The organism is Paenibacillus sp. FSL F4-0122 (genome assembly GCF_038002845.1).
In the GTDB taxonomy this organism is placed as follows: Bacteria; Bacillota; Bacilli; order Paenibacillales; family Paenibacillaceae; genus Paenibacillus_AQ; species Paenibacillus_AQ odorifer.
In genome coordinates, this window is sequence record NZ_JBBODI010000001.1 from 2,207,917 (window position 1) to 2,222,253 (window position 14,337).

Annotated in this window: 14 protein-coding genes and 2 riboswitches; of the genes, 8 read left to right on the top strand and 6 right to left on the bottom strand. The window is 45.2% G+C overall.

What is annotated here, in order from left to right; all coding sequences use genetic code 11:
- Positions 1-36: 36 nt before the first annotated feature.
- The 3 genes from argS to MHH49_RS09370 form a co-directional block, all read right to left on the bottom strand.
- Entirely contained in the window at positions 37-1,722 is a 1,686-nt protein-coding gene (argS, locus tag MHH49_RS09360) for an arginine--tRNA ligase (RefSeq protein ID WP_036679944.1), read from the bottom strand.
- Positions 1,719-2,162, bottom strand: coding sequence for a DUF1934 domain-containing protein (locus MHH49_RS09365; protein WP_036679946.1), 444 nt, complete (start codon positions 2,160-2,162; stop codon positions 1,719-1,721). Before MHH49_RS09365 ends, argS begins: the two co-directional genes overlap by 4 nt.
- Before the next feature lie 629 nt (positions 2,163-2,791).
- Positions 2,792-3,976 (bottom strand): sialidase family protein, encoded by a 1,185-nt coding sequence (locus MHH49_RS09370; RefSeq protein WP_052096708.1) that lies wholly within the window; start codon positions 3,974-3,976, stop codon positions 2,792-2,794.
- A 181-nt stretch (positions 3,977-4,157) separates the two neighbouring features.
- Between MHH49_RS09370 and MHH49_RS09375 the strand changes: the two genes are divergently transcribed.
- Both MHH49_RS09375 and MHH49_RS09380 read left to right on the top strand, forming a co-directional pair.
- The gene (locus MHH49_RS09375; protein WP_341138107.1) at positions 4,158-6,224 is read left to right on the top strand and encodes a transglycosylase domain-containing protein; all 2,067 of its coding nucleotides are present in this window, start codon (positions 4,158-4,160) and stop codon (positions 6,222-6,224) included.
- A 205-nt stretch (positions 6,225-6,429) separates the two neighbouring features.
- Positions 6,430-6,903, top strand: coding sequence for an AbrB/MazE/SpoVT family DNA-binding domain-containing protein (locus tag MHH49_RS09380; RefSeq protein ID WP_076106037.1), 474 nt, complete (start codon positions 6,430-6,432; stop codon positions 6,901-6,903).
- A 79-nt stretch (positions 6,904-6,982) separates the two neighbouring features.
- On the opposite strand, the gene MHH49_RS09385 is transcribed toward MHH49_RS09380, so the two are convergent.
- Complete coding sequence (locus MHH49_RS09385) at positions 6,983-7,489, bottom strand: YwhD family protein (protein ID WP_036679953.1); 507 nt, start codon at positions 7,487-7,489, stop codon at positions 6,983-6,985.
- Positions 7,490-7,592: 103 nt separating this feature from the next.
- Here MHH49_RS09385 and MHH49_RS09390 point away from each other — a divergent pair, with 103 nt between their 5' ends.
- The 6 genes from MHH49_RS09390 (at position 7,593) to MHH49_RS09415 (ending at position 13,443) form a co-directional block, all read left to right on the top strand.
- Positions 7,593-9,599 carry a M1 family metallopeptidase gene (locus tag MHH49_RS09390; RefSeq protein WP_076100083.1) on the top strand — a complete coding sequence of 669 codons (2,007 nt, stop codon included), beginning with the start codon at positions 7,593-7,595 and terminating at the stop codon, positions 9,597-9,599.
- 11 nt (positions 9,600-9,610) lie between these two features.
- Complete coding sequence (locus MHH49_RS09395) at positions 9,611-10,441, top strand: hypothetical protein (RefSeq protein ID WP_341138108.1); 831 nt, start codon at positions 9,611-9,613, stop codon at positions 10,439-10,441.
- 217 nt (positions 10,442-10,658) lie between these two features.
- Positions 10,659-10,797: riboswitch (cyclic di-AMP (ydaO/yuaA leader) on the top strand.
- A gap of 57 nt (positions 10,798-10,854) precedes the next feature.
- A complete protein-coding gene (locus MHH49_RS09400) occupies positions 10,855-11,283 on the top strand; it encodes a C40 family peptidase (protein ID WP_052097401.1) in 429 nt (142 codons plus the stop codon).
- 362 nt (positions 11,284-11,645) lie between these two features.
- Positions 11,646-11,788, top strand: a riboswitch (cyclic di-AMP (ydaO/yuaA leader).
- Between the two features lie 5 nt (positions 11,789-11,793).
- Complete coding sequence (locus tag MHH49_RS09405) at positions 11,794-12,285, top strand: C40 family peptidase (RefSeq protein ID WP_036679958.1); 492 nt, start codon at positions 11,794-11,796, stop codon at positions 12,283-12,285.
- 188 nt (positions 12,286-12,473) lie between these two features.
- Positions 12,474-12,959 (top strand): GNAT family N-acetyltransferase, encoded by a 486-nt coding sequence (locus tag MHH49_RS09410; protein ID WP_036679960.1) that lies wholly within the window; start codon positions 12,474-12,476, stop codon positions 12,957-12,959.
- 127 nt (positions 12,960-13,086) lie between these two features.
- The gene (locus MHH49_RS09415; protein ID WP_036679962.1) at positions 13,087-13,443 is read left to right on the top strand and encodes a c-type cytochrome; all 357 of its coding nucleotides are present in this window, start codon (positions 13,087-13,089) and stop codon (positions 13,441-13,443) included.
- 81 nt (positions 13,444-13,524) lie between these two features.
- Here the strand turns inward: MHH49_RS09415 and MHH49_RS09420 are convergent, their stop codons facing one another.
- Positions 13,525-13,812 carry a 4a-hydroxytetrahydrobiopterin dehydratase gene (locus MHH49_RS09420; protein WP_036679964.1) on the bottom strand — a complete coding sequence of 96 codons (288 nt, stop codon included), beginning with the start codon at positions 13,810-13,812 and terminating at the stop codon, positions 13,525-13,527.
- A 228-nt stretch (positions 13,813-14,040) separates the two neighbouring features.
- A complete protein-coding gene (locus tag MHH49_RS09425; RefSeq protein WP_036679966.1) occupies positions 14,041-14,334 on the bottom strand; it encodes a hypothetical protein in 294 nt (97 codons plus the stop codon).
- Positions 14,335-14,337 lie beyond the last annotated feature (3 nt).

Consider the following 14,337-nt stretch of genomic DNA (forward strand, 5'->3'; position numbering starts at 1 on the left):
AACCGGAAGGCGGATTTTTTGTCGTTTGCTGTTGATTTACATGCGATCCGGTGCAGAAACTCCGACAAGACGCAGTACATTGGCAATAGTAGTACGCGTTGCGCCAAGCAATGCAAGACGCGCCACGGTTTGAGCAGCATCCTCAGTAATTACACGTTCAGCTTTGTAATAACTGTGGAACATCGCAGCCAGCTCATATACATAACGGATGAGGCGATGTGGAGCATAACCTTCAGCCGCAACAGCGATTTCTGCCGGGAGCTCACCAATTTTTCGCAGCAGGTCATATTCATGCACTGCTGTCAGCTTGGAGAAGTCAATTTCAGCGTAATCAGGGATAGAAATCCCTTGCTCCTCTGCCTGACGGAAAATACTGCAAATACGGGCATGCGCATATTGAACATAGAATACAGGATTTTCATTAGAAGTAGAGATCGCCAAATCCATATCGAAATCAAGATGAGAATCCATGCTGCGCATGGTGAAGAAATAACGAATCGCATCGATTCCTACTTCCTCCATCAAATCTTCCATCGTAACCGCTTTGCCGGTACGTTTGGACATTTTGACCTTTTCACCATTCTGGAACAGGCTGACCATCTGAGCAATCAGAACCACTAGCTTCTCAGGATCATTGCCAAGGGCTGACATTGCCGCCTTCATCCGCGGAATATAACCATGGTGATCAGCGCCCCAAATGTTAATCATTTTATCGTAACCGCGGCCATACTTATCGCTGTGATAAGCAATATCCGGGGTAAGGTAGGTATATGTGCCGTCATTTTTGATCAAGACACGGTCTTTATCATCGCCGTATTTTGTCGTTTGCAGCCAGGTTGCCCCATCTTGCTCATACACTTCTCCACGATCACGGAGCTCGTCCAGCGAACGCAGTACTTCTCCGTTCTCATACAGCGAGGTTTCACTGAACCAGATATCGAAGTTTACACGGAAAAGACCTAGATCACGTTTGATTTTATCCAACTCTTTATTAAGTCCATAGGTCCGGAAAAAAGCAGCGCGCTCACTAGGGCTCATCTCGAGCAAGGTATCGCCCTTTTCTGCCACAAGCTCCTTCGCAAAACCCTTAATATCCTCACCATGGTAACCATCTTCCGGCATTTCTGCCTCTTGACCCAGCTCCTGCAGGTATCTGGTTTCAATGGATTTACACAGATTAGCTACTTGGTTACCGGCATCATTAATATAATATTCCCGGGTCACCTCATAACCTGCATAATCAAGCACATTACACAGCGCATCACCGACAGCAGCACCACGGGCATGCCCTAAATGTAGGCTACCTGTTGGATTGGCACTGACGAACTCCATTTCAACCTTCTGACCTTGACCCAGATTAATACGGCCATAGTCATCCCCCTGCTCAGCAACAAGGCTGATGATTGGGTACAAGTAGTTCTTAGACAGGGTAAAGTTAATAAAGCCTGGTCCTGCAATTTCCGCTTTCTCAATAGAAGCTCTGCTCGTATCCAAATGCTCAATAATAGCTTCAGCAATCTGGCGTGGATTACGTTTAGCAATTTTGGTCAGCTGCATAGCAGCGTTCGTAGCCAAATCACCGTGCGCCTTATCTCTTGGTACTTCCAGTACAATATCCGGAACCTCTTCCGGTGCAACCAGCCCAGCATTCACAATCGCATCGGCGATGGCTTCTTTTACCCGTTCATTTACAAGCTCTAACGGATTCTTACTATGTGTCATAATTTCGGTTCCTCCTGTATATGCAAACTAATAGCGAACTTTCCTGTCAATTCCTCGTAAACGTACAAATCATATTCCCAGGCAACCGTTAAAGAGCGCCCTTCGCGCACAACTTCCAGCTTGTTCGTTTCCGTAGAAAGATTGAACTGCGTATATGGCGAGCGGTAGAATCCTGGCAGACGCCGTCCAGCTTCAAAGCTCTGCTCTGACTGAATCCCGCCATGGCGGATTAGCTTCAGTTGATTACCTGCAATCTTTATCGTTGTACGAACAGAAACTTCCTCCCCGCGAGGACCCTGCTCTAATTCTTCATATTGAATATATAGATGCGGTCCTTTGGATGTTACTTCTCCATTCGCTTCCATAACATTTCGCTGACCATCTTGAAGGCTCACGAGCGTAATAGAGACATCATATTTGTCAGACTGTATTTCAGGCATCACACGTTCCTCCATTCTGCAAGCCTCTGCATTCTGCATAAGAAAAACGTCTAATGGCAAAGCTTAAACATTTTTATATTAATCAAAGGCCTATTTCGCTTTCCCATTGTACACTATAATCCAGTTCAAAGAAGCATTTCAATACAGAATCAAGCATATCTTCATAAGCACATAAAATATTACCATATTGATGATTAAAAGCACACTTTGAACGTCCATTCTCTATGTATATCATTTACTTCGATAATATTTGCACCTACCAAGCACCTATCGGACATAAATGACCCTATGCGCAGTATGATTCCATATTTGGTGCGATAACGGACTTCATAGTCGCTATTAGCCTAAAAAACAACCCATGTGAACCTCTTTCTAGAGAATAGTGTTACTGGAGTCCGAAACTCTATCCCAAAGGCCGAAAATTTGCAAATAACGTCATCTGGGTCCGTAACCCTCCGAGGATGAGGGATCTGATTAGGGCACTGATAAGGGTACTATTGAAGCAAGCAAAGATACCAACGACAAAAATACAGAGCAGCGATTCTCCAAGTATCCGGAGAATCGCTGCTCTGCTGTCTATTTGCGATTTTCACAATACATCGGAACTTATATTCTTGCACTGTAAAGAATTATTGGGTCATCACTTTCAAAGAAAACCTGCGTTCCCATGAAGCTCCGCCGTCTTTGGTCACATACAAGGAAGAGTAATCAAGCTCACGGATGGCGAGCCAGCCCTCTTTATTACTAGTGAAGGAGATTACCCCCTCATAACCAGCGAGCGCCGGAAGATTAGTCCATTGCTTACCGCCGTTATAAGAGCGTCCAACCGCCACTTTCTCTGCTGCTGGGGAAAACCCCACTAAAAAGGAGGTGCTGTTTCCCACAAGCTGCAGGTTCCCAGGTTTGCCAGCAGCTGGCCCTTTATTGAATTCAGCCTTGCCACTTCCTGGCGCAGGTCCGCCGCCCGCAGTTTCCTGAGCGATCACACGATTCCAACTTTTCCCCCTGTTCGCACTTTCATACAGCGAGTAGGAGGTCTGACTCATCCCCGTACCGCCATAGAGCACTACAGCGACCTGATCTCCCTTAGCGGAGATTTGTCCAAACTCGGGCTCGGCAAAAGCCGCCTTAAGTGAAAGGCTCCAAGTTGCCCCTCCATCTGTGGTCTTCATTACCCGATACCCGCTTCCCGGCACGATTACAACCGCCCAGCCGGTATTCCGGTCACTAAAATAAGCACCTCTTGTATTGGGTGGGGTGGAAATCTTACTCCAGCTCAGCCCCCCGTCTTTGGTGTGATACGTTGCGGCTCTCTCATAAGCAAAACCTTTCTTACTATCGATAAAATTTATTCTTTCAAAGCTGACGGCTTTGTTCGAAAGTCTCTTCCACTCCGAGCCACCGTTAGAGGTACCGATTAAATATTGAGCCTGCCCCTCCTCTACAGAAGCAAGAGCAAAGCCATGTACATTATCGGGAAAATCGAATTGTTTGAAGCTCCATTGGCCTTGATAGATCTCTTGAAAATGGCAGCCTCCGTCAGAGGTACCAATCATAAATCCATTACCTGCTGCCCGTCCGGTATTCCCTTTCAAAAACTGAACATCAGAAAAGCTAAGCGGTGTGGATATATCACCTGAGTGCTTGTTTTGCAGGGCCTGTAGCAAGCCGTGATCTCCTGTGCCGCAAGTCGCTGGTGCTGGTGCAGCCGCAGCATGTACAGAACTTACTGGTGCACTCCAGCCTGATACCATAATAAGCGTCGCCGAGAGGGCGGTTATTGTCGTCTTATGAATCTTTTTCGTCCATTTCATGATGACACCTCCTAATATGTATATACCCTTACTTACAATCCCTACTCTGTTATACCGCCAGAGATGATGGCCTATCTACCTTAAACAATCACAAAATAGAAACAATTTGTTACCCTCCATATCCCTAATGAATATCCTTCCAGATCCTTCCCCATAATATGAGAGAAAGGAGTCTGGTGCCATGACACGCGAATCAACGAATCCACCGATACGAAAAAGCCGCTTCCGGCGTTTATTTCGGCTGCTGGCAGCCTTGATCATATTATTTGTATTAACCACCGGAGCTCTGCTCGGTTATCTATATCAAAAAGATCTTCCACCGATTAGCGATGATGTGCGCTCCAAGCTGTTTGACTCCCGGGGCAATGTTCTTGCCACCTTTACCTCAGACGGCCGCAGCCGCGAACCCGTCAAATTAAGTCAAATTTCTCCCCTGCTCATTGAAGCTACACTAGCAGTCGAGGATCGTAAATTTTATGAACATTCCGGATTTGATCTGAAGGGGATGGCGCGAGCTGTTCTAGTCAATCTGGAAGAGGGAAACCGGTCGCAGGGTGCTAGTACGCTAACTCAGCAGCTCGCACGTAACCTCTACCTATCCCATGAAAAAACATGGACGCGCAAGGCTAAAGAAGCTGTCTATACGATGCAGCTGGAGATGAAATACAGCAAAGATGAAATCCTGAACATGTATTTAAATAATATCTACTATGGCCACGGTGCTTACGGCATTGAAGCAGCCTCACGGATGTATTTTGGTAAATCTGCAGCGGATTTAGACCTGGCAGAGAGTACCATGCTGGCTGGAATTCCAAAGGGACCTACCTATTATTCACCTTACAACCACATGGACAATGCTAAAAAGCGCCAGAGAATCATCCTGACCGTCATGGCCAATTTAGGCAATATCACTCAGGAAGAAGCGGGACAAGCCGACCAGGAGAACTTAAACTTCAAGCCGCAAGGACAAAAGGATACGCTTGTAGCTGCGCCTTATTTCCGGGATTATATCCGCAATTTGGCCATAGAGTCTCTCCACATCAGTAATGATGAGCTGGAGCAAGGCGGATTAAATGTCTATACCACCCTTGACCCTGACATGCAGCATGCCGCAGAAAATGCCGCTGACAAAGAGATGGATCAAACTAGTGATCTGGAGACTGCACTTGTATCCATCGATCCTCGCACCGGTTACATCAAAGCAATGGTCGGCGGAAAAAATTATCGTACCAACCAGTACAATCATGCTTTGGCCACCACACGCCAGCCGGGTTCTTCCTTTAAGCCGATTATGTATTTGGCCGCACTCTCATCCAAAGAGATGACAGGACTTTCGGTCTTTAATAGTCAGCCAACGATGTTTCATTATGATAACAACCGCAAAACGTATCAGCCCCGAAACTTTGGGGATAAGTATCTGGGTGAAATTAATATGCGGCAAGCTATCGCAGCATCCGACAATATCTATGCTGTTAATACAATTATGAAGATCGGCGCGGATAAAGTAAGCGAAATGGCTGCGAAGATGGGCATTGACAGTCCACTTCAAAGCGTACCTTCACTGGCTCTAGGCACTTCACCGATCAGTCCGCTTGAAATGGCTGCAGCTTTCGCTGTAATTGGAAACGGCGGTCAGAAAATGCCGATCACAGCCATTCTAAAAATAACCGATTCAAATGGCATGGTCCTGTATGAAGCACCTCAACCCAAAGGAGTAACCGTCGTAGAACCTTCAGCTGCCTATGTACTGACTCGTTTAATGGAGGGAGTATTCGAGACTGGGGGGACGGGTAATCGTGTGGCTTCGATAATCAAACGTCCGGTAGCCGGCAAGACCGGCACCACGGATACAGATGGCTGGATGGTAGGTTTCACCCCGGAGCTATCAACTGCAGTCTGGGTTGGTTACGACAAGGGGCGCGACATCGCAACTACCGACGGACGGCGCGCAGCCCCCATTTTCGCCCAATTTACTGAAAAAGCGCTGGAAAATGTCCCTCCAAAAATTTTCCCTATTCCAGATGGAGTAGTCAGCGTATACGTCAATCCGCAATCCGGCAAACTTGCTACAGCAGCATGTCCCGACAAAGAACTGGAAACTTTTATTAGTGGAACTGAGCCCACCGAATACTGCGAACTGCATGGCACAGGCTCCGCTCCTGCTGTCGATGACACACAAAGTAAGGTAGATTCTGCCGAAGAAAACCGTTCCCTGTGGAAGAACATTAAACGCTGGTGGTTGAATTAGCCTCTTCATTTATATTGAAGGGGTTTTTCCTTTTTTATAAGTTATATATTGTAGTAACAACAGGATTGCCAAACTCAAATATCACTTATCGCACAAGGGATGTAACCGTTTTATTTATTATGCTTACCCCATTCTCTTAACTCTCAATTACTGCTATAATAGTTATTAGAAACCAAAATATAATGATGTAAATGAGGGACATGGGATGAAGGATACAGGCATGATCCGGAGTTTAGACAGTCTTGGGAGAATTGTGGTTCCCGCAGAAATCCGTATGACGCGTAATATTGACATTGGTGATCCTATCGAATTTTTTGTTTTAGACGAAAAAATCATCGTCCTTAGGAAGTACACCTCGACAGAGTGTACATTTTGCAGAAGCCACGACCATGTCACCTACTATAAAGAGCAGTTTATTTGTAGCAACTGTCTAAAAGAAATTGTCGATCCTGAACGCATGTCTCAATTGCCAGAGTCACGTGAGGATTTTGTTGTTGAGGCACCTGAGCACAACACCAGCATCCGAAAGTCGAAGACAGAGGAAATGTGCCAACGTCTGGAACAAGCTATTGAAGATCATCCCTATGCCAACCAAAAAGAGCTTGCAGAAATCCTCGGTATTAGCCAAGCGAGAGTGAGTCAGCTCAAACGCAAGCTTAGCAGCACAAGCAAATCATAAATTAAAAAAGCTTCGACGCTCCTATTTCCGGAGGTCGAAGCTTTTTCTATATCGGATAACCCTTCTGGAGGCTCCTATACTATTCAGTCAGTGCAGCTTTAAGCTCATCTGAGGATGCATTCCACCATGCTTCATTATGAGAGATCAGAAGGGATTTGAGAGCCGACTTCTCAATGGCTCCAAGCCCTGCCACATCGATCTTGCGTTTAAGAGCTGCATCCAGCTTATTGACATGCTCGGCAAGAATTTTCCATCCGCGGCGCGCTTCTGTATCAATCCACATTTCACAGGCTGTGATTCCACCATAAAATTGAGCTTCCAATGTACGGTCTACCGCTACCCATACCACCCAAACCTGTCTTCCATTCGGTACGTCTTCACGATTCATGGAAAATTTAATTCCTTTTTCCACTTTGCTCTTGGCATGCATGGCACCGATATCAATAACCGCCACATCACCATCAATAATGACAGGTGAAACGTTGTTGAGATCTATAGAGCCAGCTCCAAAGCCTTTATGTTTACTTTTAGCGTTCACAATATTTAAGGCAATCTGTTTCTTGCCCTCCGGTTGTATGTTGTCCACGAGTGCACACCCTTCCTCTTACGAATAATTTAATTTTAGCTAATAATGCGGCGATTGCAAACATATACATCCCGTAGATGCTTGTCACGGGAGGAATCACACTATGAAGTCACTATCATTAAAGTACATCATCTTTGCGACCCTGGCCATCCTCGCGCTGCTGGGAGGAGGAATATGGGCCTTTTCAGGGGATAGCTCTACAGCTTCTGTTACTAGCTTTGCTTCAAAAGAGGCCAAGTCCTCCAGCGGCACAGCGCCTGCAGCCGTACCACAGCAGGTATTGCCTGAGAGCGCGCCCGTCCCGGCAGAGGAGGCTTTAAGCCAGCGGGTAGTCGAGTATCACATTGATGTCCAGCTTGTTCCTGACACAGAAACCTTAAAAGCTTCTGAGACAGTAACCTGGACACACCCCGGAGTAAAGCCAGTAAGTGATTTATATTTTCACATGTATCCAAATGCATTTGCCTCATCAGATACCACCTTTATGAAGGAATCCGGGGGGACGCTCAGAGGCGACAGTATGCCTGAGAATGGCTTCGGAAATATGACGCTGACCGATCTGCGCACGACAGAAGGAACTTCGCTAATGCAAAGAGTGCAATATGTCCAACCTGATGACGGCAATATCAACGATAGGACGCTCCTAAAGGTACATCTTCCTCAGCCTGTTAATGGTGGGGAAAGTGTAACACTTAAGCTTCAGTATGAAGTCCAGCTGCCCAAAATCTTTGCACGCATGGGTGCTTCAGGCAACTTCGTTATGGCTGGGCAATGGTTCCCTAAGCTTAGTGTATACGAGCCGAGGGGCACACGCGGAGTTAAAGAAGAAGGCTGGGACCTGCATCAGTATCACGGAACCTCTGAGTTTTACAGTGATTTTGGCATCTTTAATGTAACGATTGCCGTCCCTTCCAACTATACGGTGGCTGCGACCGGATTTCCTGTAAAAAATGCCAAGCTCAAACAAGATCAGAAAATATATCAGTTCTACGCCGATGATGTCCACGATTTCGCTTGGGCCGCTTCCCCTGATTTTACAGTAGCTGAGGAAGCCTTCTCTACGCCGGAGGTGCCTGGAGTACGAATTAAGGTGTATCTCGACCCACTACACAAAGATTTAAAAGAGCGTTACCTTCAGGCTGCCAAGGCTGCCCTGACCTACTTCAGCAAATGGTATGGTCCTTATCCCTACTCTACGCTGTCTATTGTCGTCCCACCTAAGGAGGGCAACGGTGCTGGAGGAATGGAATACCCTACCCTTATTACAGCCTTTGGGGCCGCGGATTCTTCTCCAGATACCTCACTTGAAAGAACCGTCATTCATGAAATCGGCCATCAATACTTCTACGGTATGGTAGCCAGTAATGAATTCGAGGAGGCCTGGCTGGATGAAAGCTTCACTTCCTATGCCGAAGACAGACTTATGGAGCAAGAATACGGTATCAAGTCTAATTTGCCTTTACAGGCCAGCCTGGTGACTATACCTGAGCCGTTAAATCTGGAAACGTGGAAATATGCAGGGGCGGATTCCTATAGCCGAAATGTTTATATCCGCGGCAAGCTTGTACTTAAAGATATCGAACGCCAGGTAGGTACCAAAGCAATGAACAACATCATGTCCTCCTACGCTCGTAAGTTCCGTTTCCAGCATCCTGCTACGTCAGATTTTCAGAAAGTCGTTGAGAAGGTAACCAAAAAATCATGGCAGGCCTATTTCGATGATTACATTTATGGTGATGGAGCGCCTGACTTCTCAGTAGATACGATTACTTTTAAAAAAAATAACAGCGGCGATGCTCCAAGCTACGAATCATTAGTGAAGATTTCAAACAAAGGGAGCCATTACGTTGATGTTCCCGTGAAATTCACATTCGCCGACAGCTCTTCGGTGCAGCGGGTCTGGAACGGTGAAGGAGTAGAGACTACGTTTCAATTGTTAAGCGATAAGCCTCTTCTCTCTGCTGAGATTGACCCTGAACATTCCATCTTATTGGAGAGCAAACATCTAAACAACTTTAGGCTGGCGGAAATAGAGCCCAAGACGCTCTCTCGCTGGACATTAAGTGTAACTAAACTACTTGAAACCGTGCTCGGAACTCTTGTCTGGTGAGGTGAATGATTGTGAGAACATCGATAACCCGCGGCTGGCAAAGCATGAAGGAGCAATTTTATATTTTAATTCTGCTCTTCATCTACCGACTGCTCTGGGGCTACTTTATGTATGGTTTCATCCGATCTGCTATTATTCCAATTCTACTGCGCTATCCGGATAAAGACGCCGGAGGCAGCGGTATGGGCAGACTGTTGTATTATATCGAGGGACAGTTCAGCTTGAATACGGACCCTGCGATACGCACTTGGTTATGGATGCTTCTGGCGCTTGTTGTCTTGCGACTTCTGCTTTCCCCTTTCATAAGGGCAGGATTGCTGCATGAGCTCCACCAGGAGCGAAAGGGCGAGCGTGGACTGTTCTTTTTCCCTGGCATGAAGATCTATGGACTACCTGTCTTAGTCTTTAGCCTAATCGAATGGGTGCTGACCCTGCTGCCGCTTTACTGGCTTGCTCCAAAAATGTACGGGCTGTTCTTATCCTCTTTGTTTAACTACGCTTTGTTACTTCATTTAGTACCACACGTATTGGCATGGCTTATATATATTTTTATCGTGCGCCTGTTTCTTCTATATATGCAGTTTGGTTACACCGGCGGTACAGGAATGTTCTCCTCACTGATCATCTGCTTGCGGTCACTGATTCCTGCTATAGGTGTTTCCATTGTACTTGGGGCGGGAGGCCTGCTCTTACTGCTAGTGTGCGGACTGACGGGTCTGTTCTGTCCCGGCCTACCGGCACTTATAATACGGCAAATCTCACCACTACCTTCTACGCTCTTAAAAATGTGGGGAATCTCTGCACAATATCATCTATGGCGTAGCAAAGCATTTCCACAATAAATCAACCTTATTTGACATAATAAAAAGGTCCCAATTCCTGTATTCAGGAGCTGGGACTTTTTCTCATTACGGATAACTTAAGAGTATTTGCAAAATCGTAAAAGCTCTGTTACAATAAGTCCTGTGCTATTAGTAACAATTTTGTAATCAATTGAAACGATTCCTACATAACTAAATGTATTTATCGTAAGTGTAACTGTCGAAACGTCATTCTCTGGTGCTTAACACGCCTAATTCCTTTGCACCGGGAAGTGGGGGAACCATATTTTGGGTGAATTGATCTCGCTTTACAGGGATCATAGGGAATCTTCTACCGAACCCTTAAGCTAACCTCGCAGGCCTTGGAAGGAGTACATCTTTTGAAAAGACATAATTTAAGAAAAAAATGCGTCGCTGCGGCGCTAGGACTTGTAATGGCGTTATCTATTGGTGGAGGAAGCGCCTTTGCCGACTCTAAAATGGACTCTGTAATCTCAAAAACTATTGGAGTTGCCTATAAAACCGGAGGTACAAGCACTGCCGGATTTGATTGCTCTGGATTTACAAAGTATGTATTCAAGAATGTGGGGCTTACTTTACCTCGTACATCAAAAGCTCAATATAGCGTTGGAACTGCTGTATCCAAAAGCAATCTGCGTTCTGGTGATCTAGTGTTCTTTAACACACTTGGCAATGGAGTATCCCATGTCGGCATTTATGTTGGAAACGGAAAATTCGCACAATCGTCCTCTTCGCGTGGAGTGACCATCACTTCACTCAGTCAGGCCTACTGGGCCAATCGTTATGTTGGCGCTAAAAGAGTAATGAGTACTTCAGCTTATCAAGCTGTAGCCTTCGATTGAAACCTTCCTCACAACTATAACCTCACAATTACAACTATATGAACCTGAATCTGATTATGCCCGTAATCAAATTCGGGTTTTTCTTTATTCCATAATATATTTTTACACTATTAGAGCCCAATTGAAACACGTTTATTTGATAAAAATTGCAATTATATTAAAAATTAGGTCATTATTAACGCTTACATATGCCTTTCTACCGTAAAAATGCCAATTTTTCTGCATTAATATGTTAAAAACGATTGCCAAGCGGCTTTCTGTTTGTTACAATTAGCGCAGTGAGATTTTAGTAACATTTTTGTAATCATTAAGTTGTTATTTACAAAGGTTTTGTCATGTATTGATTACAAGCTAATCCTAATCAACAGTATGAGCCGAGTTTCCTAACTATTAGGAAAACGGGGGAACCAACTTTGGGTGAATTGACCTCCATTATATAGAGGGGTCATAGGGGACCTTCAACCGAACCCTTAAGCTAACCTCGTAGGCATTTGGAAGGGGTATACACTTTTGAAGAAGAAGTTAGCAGCAGCAGTACTAAGCTTTTCCATCATCCTCACCATCGGAGCAGGAAGCGCTTTCGCAGATTCCAAAATGGATAAAGTGATTGACAAGGCCATCGGTACTAAATACGTATCCGGCGGTATATCCACTAACGGATTTGATTGCTCCGGATTTACAATGTATGTGTTTGATAAGATTGGCATTAACCTTCCACACCAATCAGGTTCCCAATATCAAATGGGCACAGCAATCTCCCGTGATGATATAAGAGCCGGAGATCTTGTATTCTTCAATACAAGTGGCAAAGGTGTCTCCCATGTCGGCATTTATGTCGGTGAAGGTAAATTCGCACACGCTTCTACCTCACGCGGTGTTACGATTAGCTCTCTGAGTGATAGCTACTACGTGAAACGCTACGTTGGTGCCAAGCGCATTATGAGCACAGACGCTTACCAATCGGTTGCTGCTGAATCGGAAGACAATGATGATGTGCAATAAATAACGTACATAGGCTCTTTTCCAAGGTACTCTTGGAGGAGAGCTTGTTTTTTTGTCTTATTACTTATTTACCCCTCTCATAATTTGTAAAACATTCCCCTCATATAAAGTTTCTGAGTCGAACCTCCCCCATTTTGTATATAATTAGTAATATAGCAATGTCCTCGTGAAAGGAGATCGTTGACCTTATGATAAATCCCTCGGTAACTTTTCATGTTGTTCCTATGGAGGCAATTCACGGAGAAGCTATTTGTAAGTGGAGCTATACGCCCCCATATAATATTTATGGCTGGATGCCGTGGGAGCAGATGCAGGCTCTTGGCATCGAGTTTGGTGATCCGCAGCTCCGGGAGGAACAATATATCTCCATATTAAATGAAAATGAGGTTTTGTGCGGATTCGCACAGTTGTTCCCGATGGAAGGAGTCGTCCGTTTAGGAGTTGGGATGCGCCCCGATCTATGCGGCCATGGTTTAGGCAAACTATTCGTAGATGCCATCGTCCAGACAGCCTTGAATCGTTATCCTGATCGTGAGATAGATCTGGAAGTCCTGACCTGGAACCAACGCGCCATTCGAACTTATCAAAAATGTGGATTTACGATTACAGATACGTATGAACGCCGCACACCTACAGGAGACAAACCTTTTTATTGCATGGTCTATGACAAATGATATTAAATACCAGATATTTCATAAGAATGATTGTATTCTCGTTCATTTTTTTGTCACAAACCCTATGATAACGCTTCACCATAAGCTATAATGTAGGGAGCAGCTTACATAGAAGGGACGAATTGGGATGCAGAAATGGATCATGAGCGGTTTGTTTTTTGCCGCCTGTGCCTTTGCGGTAGTACTCATGTTTACACTTCCGGGTAAAGAAGAGGTAGCAGAAGAAAATAAGCCCACGATGCCGGTAGTTCAACTGGACGCGGCAAAGGCAGAAGCAACCGTGAAAGCCAGCTGTATCACCTGTCACGGCGATCAGCTTCAAGGTGGAGTTGGACCAAGTCTTCAGAATGAAGGCGGTCAGCATGACGCTGAGGAAATCTACAGCATCGTCACCAAAGGACGTGGCCAAATGCCTTCCTTTAAGGAGAAGCTAGCTCCTGAAGAGATCGCCAACGTCGCACTCTGGCTCTCAGAGAAAAAGTAACCAGCCAAGCAACCAAAAACGCCCGTGTATGAGATAGGTGACTATCTGTGCACGGGCGTTTATTTTATGATTTTGGCTAAACTAATGATTTTTTTCAAAAGCTTCATTAAATTCATGCGCCTCTCGAAGATCTAGAGCTGTAATCCCATCTTCTTCATTAGATTTCAGGCGCAGGGTAACTGTTTTATAATCAATCGTAATATGTGGATGGTGATCGAAGGCTTCTGAAATCGTGGCTACTTCATCAACGAACGCAATGCCCTTCATATATTGGCTGAACATATATTTTCGCACCATAACATTATCTTCCAGTTTCCAGCCCTCCAGCTTGGTGATCTCCTCACGCAGTTCCTCTTCCGTAAATAACAATTCGTTTCCTCCCTTACAAAAAATTGCAGTAAAGTGCGTAGTTCCCTTTACTTGTCTTAGGCGTTAAACAAAACATCCCTTAGCTTCTGAGGTCCAAGGGATGTGCCAGGATAAAGGCGATATTTTCGATTAAATGTATTCACAAATCCCAGCGATTATAACTCGGCTTTATCAATTTTAACACGGGCTACTAACTACGGGCAAATTACGTCCAGACGTCTCCTCTGCCTAAATCAAAACTACTGAAGCCAAATCCTCTTCGCCAACTAGAATATTAATGCGGTGAGTGTCCTTATCGTAAATAATTACGCCACTCCCCACTTCAATCATAGGTTCATTACCCAGCGCGAAGAAAAGATCCTCAGCCAATGCTTCCCATACCTCCAGCTTTGATTCTTGGGGTAGTTCCTGCCACTCGTCCGGATCCATCTCAAAAAATAAATATCCATCGGAAATTCGTCCGACGGCTTCGGTCAAATCGGTTAGAATTTCACCGTAATCTCTACCATGCTTTACACCCACGTA

Bases quoted from the DNA above. Each gene is read 5' to 3' on its own strand.
- MHH49_RS09410 (WP_036679960.1), top strand. From the start codon at position 12,474: ATGATAAATCCCTCGGTAACTTTTCATGTTGTTCCTATGGAGGCAATT.
- MHH49_RS09375 (WP_341138107.1), top strand. From the start codon at position 4,158: ATGACACGCGAATCAACGAATCCACCGATACGAAAAAGCCGCTTCCGG.
- MHH49_RS09400 (WP_052097401.1), top strand. From the start codon at position 10,855: ATGGCGTTATCTATTGGTGGAGGAAGCGCCTTTGCCGACTCTAAAATG.
- MHH49_RS09390 (WP_076100083.1), top strand. From the start codon at position 7,593: ATGAAGTCACTATCATTAAAGTACATCATCTTTGCGACCCTGGCCATC.
- MHH49_RS09380 (WP_076106037.1), top strand. From the start codon at position 6,430: ATGAAGGATACAGGCATGATCCGGAGTTTAGACAGTCTTGGGAGAATT.
- argS (WP_036679944.1), bottom strand. From the start codon at position 1,722: ATGACACATAGTAAGAATCCGTTAGAGCTTGTAAATGAACGGGTAAAA.
- MHH49_RS09365 (WP_036679946.1), bottom strand. From the start codon at position 2,162: ATGCCTGAAATACAGTCTGACAAATATGATGTCTCTATTACGCTCGTG.
- MHH49_RS09370 (WP_052096708.1), bottom strand. From the start codon at position 3,976: ATGAAATGGACGAAAAAGATTCATAAGACGACAATAACCGCCCTCTCG.
- MHH49_RS09415 (WP_036679962.1), top strand. From the start codon at position 13,087: ATGCAGAAATGGATCATGAGCGGTTTGTTTTTTGCCGCCTGTGCCTTT.